The sequence below is a fragment of the Phenylobacterium sp. genome, assembly GCF_037968635.1.
Lineage (GTDB): Bacteria > Pseudomonadota > Alphaproteobacteria > Caulobacterales > Caulobacteraceae > Phenylobacterium.
The window spans coordinates 1-4267 of the sequence record NZ_JBBKVV010000109.1; the positions used below are offsets into that span (position 1 = coordinate 1).

The 4267-nt window shown below is 67.6% G+C and carries 3 protein-coding genes; 2 read left to right on the forward strand and 1 reads right to left on the reverse strand.

The annotated features are described in order from the left end of the window. The first annotated feature begins 54 nt into the window (after positions 1 to 54). Together argJ and AAC997_RS13090 are read left to right on the forward strand one after the other, a co-directional pair. The gene (gene argJ / locus AAC997_RS13085) at positions 55 to 1512 is read left to right on the forward strand and encodes a bifunctional glutamate N-acetyltransferase/amino-acid acetyltransferase ArgJ (protein WP_340646140.1); all 1458 of its coding nucleotides are present in this window, start codon (positions 55 to 57) and stop codon (positions 1510 to 1512) included. 93 nt (positions 1513 to 1605) lie between these two features. Then, positions 1606 to 3525 (forward strand): prolyl oligopeptidase family serine peptidase, encoded by a 1920-nt coding sequence (locus tag AAC997_RS13090; protein ID WP_340646141.1) that lies wholly within the window; start codon positions 1606 to 1608, stop codon positions 3523 to 3525. A 60-nt stretch (positions 3526 to 3585) separates the two neighbouring features. On the opposite strand, the gene AAC997_RS13095 is transcribed toward AAC997_RS13090, so the two are convergent. Next, the coding region (locus AAC997_RS13095) for an EAL domain-containing protein (RefSeq protein WP_340646142.1) at positions 3586 to 4267 on the reverse strand (682 nt) is incomplete at its 5' end.

The window sequence follows — 4267 nt, forward strand, 5'->3', positions numbered from 1 at the left end:
TGCCGCGCCCGCCGCCAAGGCTCCCGCCCAACCCGCCGCCAAGGCGGCCAAGCCATGACCCGTCCGCCCGCGAAAAAGCCGCCCGCGAAGAAGGCTCCTTCCACGGTCGCCAAGCCCAAGGCTGTCGCCAAGACCCCGGCCGCCATCGCCCTGGAGGTCGCCTCCAAGCCGGTGGAGGTGGTGGGCCAGACCATCGAGCGCGCCCGCGCGGCCCTGAAACGCAGCGACAAGCACGCGGAACCTGCGACCCCTGTCACACCGTCGGCGGCCAAGGGCGCCCTGCCGGTCTCGCCGCTCGCCGTGCCCTTCCCCAAGATCCCGCCGATCGCCGGGGTGCAGATCGCCACGGCCCGGGCCGGCTACTACAAGCACGACCGCGAGGACCTGCTGGTGATGCGGTTCTCCAAGGGCACCTCGGTGGCGGGCGTCTTCACCCGCCACGGCATCGGCTCGGCGCCGGTGGACTGGTGCAAGAAGCACCTGGAGATGTCCAAGGGCGCCGACGCACGCGCCCTGGTTGTCAACGCCGGCTGCGCCAACTCCTTTACCGGCAAGCCGGGCGCCGACGCCGTGCGGCGGGTGGCCTCGGCGGTGGCCAAGCGCTTCGACTGCCGCCAGCGCGACGTGATGGTGGCCTCCACCGGGGTCATTGGCGTGCTGCTGGACGACGCCAAGATCACCCACCGGCTGCCCGACATCGAAGCCAAGCTCACCGACGATAACTGGGCCGGCGCCGCGCAGGCCATCATGACCACCGACACCTTCGCCAAGGGCGCCTATGCCGAGGCGATGATCGATGGCGAGAAGGTCAAGATCGGCGGTATCTGCAAGGGTTCAGGCATGATCGCCCCGGACATGGCCACCATGCTGGCCTTCGTGGCCACCGACGCCGCCATCTCGCCGGCCGCCTTGCAGACGCTCGCCAGCCTCTACACACGCACCACCTTCAACTGCGTGACCGTGGACGGCGACCGCTCCACCAACGACACCCTGCTGCTGTTCGCCACCGGCCAGTCCTCGGCCCCCAATATCAGCCGCGCCGGCGACAAGCGCCTGGCCGACTTCCGGGTGAAGCTGGAAGCCGTGCTGCTGGACCTCGCCCTGCAGCTGGTCCGCGACGGCGAGGGCGCCAGCAAGTTCGTCAAGATCAACGTCACCGGCGCCGAGAGCCCGGCCTCGGCCCGCAAGATCGCCCGCACCATCGCCGAAAGCCCGCTGGTCAAGACCGCCTTCGCCGGCGAGGACGCCAACTGGGGCCGCATCGCCATGGCCATCGGCCGCGCCGACGAGCGCATCGACCGCGACCGCGTGAAGATCCAGTTCGGTCCGCTGATCGCCGCCCAGGACGGCCTCGTCTCGCCGACCTATGACGAGGACAAGATGAGCGCCTACATGAAGAACCAGGAGCTCGAGGTCAGCGTCGACGTCGGCGTCGGCCGGGGCACGGCCAGCGTCTGGACCTGCGACCTCACCAAGCAGTACGTGGCCATCAACGGCGACTACCGGAGCTAGCTCCACGTCAGGTTGAGACTCTGCCGTGGTTCGTGAATACTCCGCCTCGGGAGGCGCGGCCGCAGAGTCGCGCTTGAGGGGAGTAAGGCGTTCATGCGGTTCCTGACTTGTTTGGTTGCCGCCTACGTGGCGGCGGGATCGTTGGCATATGCAGCACCGCCGCTGGAGGCGTACGGCAAACTGCCAGCCATCGATCTGGTCTCCCTTTCCCCGTCCGGAACCCGCTTCGCCCTCGTCGCCCGAGACGGCGAGGCGCGGAAAATCTTCGTGCGCCGCGCTGACGGGCAGGCCGAACTGGTGGCGCCTATGGGCGCAGCCAAGGTCCGCAGCCTTGAATGGGCCGGCGACGACCACCTGCTGACCACCATCTCGGCCACGGTGGGCTCACCGATCTCGGGCCTGGTCCGTCAGGAGTGGAGCGCGATCTATCATTTCGGCATCCCCCAGGGGCCGAACTACGGGGTATTCCAGAAGTCGAAGACCTATATCGACGCGGTCTTCGGCTGGTACGGGAGCGCTAAGGTCGGCGGCAAGTGGTACGCCTATGTCGGCGGCATTTCCTACGAGAAGGTCCGCACCCGCAGTTCCCAGGGCGCCATCCAGCCTGATCTCTATCGCATCGACCTGGAGACCCGCGAGGTCGACCTGCTCGACACTGCGGGCGCCGGCCGCCGCAGGTGGGTGGTGGGCGCCGACGGCGCGGTGGTCGGTCACTCCGCCTACGATGCGCGGGGCCTCACCTACAGCCTGCACAACGGGACTAGCCGCGACGCCTTCCTGACGCGGCGGGCGGGCGAGGGAGAGTTCGTGCTGGTGGGCCTGGGCCGGACGCCAGGCTCGCTGCTGGTAGGCCAACGCGGCGCTGAGACCCAGGTGGCTCGAGAATTCAGGCCGGGTGGTCCTGCCGATGGGGAAGTGCTGCTTGCCGACGCCAGCGACAGCGAAGCTTTGTTCGACCGCGAAACCCGCTTGTTGATCGGCATGACCAGCCCCCTGGGTGCGACCTTGTTCGATCCCGCCCACCAGCGCCGGGTCGATGCGGCCCGCAAGGCGTTTCCGAACGAACGCACCGTCCTGGTCGACTATGACAAGACCTTCGACAGGATGGTCATGCTCACCGACGGTCCGAAAGACTCTGGGACCTACTGGCTGGTGGATATCGCCAGAAAGTCGGCGACGCCCATTGGCTATGTGCGCCCGGAAGTGAAAACCGCTGACGTCGGGCCGATGCGGGTGGTCAGCTACAAGGCCGGCGACGGCCTGGCGATGGACGGAATCCTCACCCTGCCTCCGGGCCGGGAAGCCAAGGGTCTTCCCCTGGTGGTCCTGCCCCATGGCGGGCCGCTTGTTCCAGGTGACAAGGCGGGTTTCGATTGGTGGGCTCAGGCCTTCGCCTCGCGAGGTTATGCGGTGTTTCAGCCGAACTATCGCGGCACGGTGGGCTATGGCGAGCCCTTCCGACGGGCGGCCTATGGTCAGTTCGGCCGCAAGATGCAGACCGACATTTCCGACGGCGTCGCGGCCCTGGCCGCCCAGGGGATTGTCGACCCCAGGCGGGCCTGCATCGTTGGCGCCAGCTATGGCGGCTATGCGGCCCTGGCCGGGGTGACGGTGCAGCAGGGCCTCTACCGATGCGCGGCCTCTGTGGCGGGGCCCACGGACATGAGCAAGTTCATCATCTGGGTCCGCACCCGCACTGGCATGGACCAGCGATCGGTACGGTTCTGGAAAGAGCTCAGCGGGGCGTCTGAGGGCCAGGACCTGGATGAAATCTCACCCGTGCGGCTGGCGGCCCGCGCCGACGCCCCGATCCTGCTGATCCATGGCCGCGACGACACCGTCGTGCCGCTCGAGCAGAGCCTGTTGATGGAGAAGGCCCTGAAACAGGCCGGCAAGTCGGTGGAACTGGTCAACATGGCCGGGGAGGACCACTGGCTGTCCGGCGAGCCGACCCGGCAACTAATGCTCGCCCGTACCATCGCCTTCGTCGAGCAGCACAACCCAGCCCAATGAAGGCGGCGGCTCGTCCGGCGATGTACTGACCTATCTCCCGCGACCAGCCCGTCGTCTGGTCTAGGCGACGGCCAAGCGGTCCTCGCCGGACCAGGCCTCAAGGAACGCCGTGAGATCGTCCAGCGGGACCGGACGGGAGATCAGGTAGCCCTGGATGGCGTCACAGCCGAGCAGGGCGAGGGCGGCCTGGACTTCTGATGTCTCCACGCCCTCGGCCACGACGCTCATGCCGAGGCTGTGAGCAAGGTCGATGGTGGACTTCAGGATCAGCCGGTCACGTTGGCTGTCGGCGACGGCCACCACCAGCGACTTGTCGATCTTCAACTCGTCCGCATCGAGCATCTTCAGATAGGCCAGCGACGACAGGCCGACGCCGTAGTCGTCGATGGAGACCTTCAGGCCGGCGGCGCGGAACATGGCGATGGAGGCCGTCGCCGCTGTCGGGTTCTCGATCACCGCGGTCTCGGTGATCTCCAGGCAGAGGCCGTGGTCCCGGCCCGCCACCATCGTCTGGACATGGTCGCAGAAGCTGCGATCAGCCAGCAGTCGCCCAGAGATGTTCACCGAGATGATCACATCGTGGCCAGCCGCGCTTAGGGCCATTCGGTCTTCCAGGGCGCGCTCCAGGGTCCACTCGGTCAGCTCGCGGATATTGCCCGTTTCCTCGGCGATGCCGATGAAGCTGTCGGGCGGGATGGCGCCCCGCAGGGGGTGCTTCCAGCGGATCAGGGCCTCGACGCCA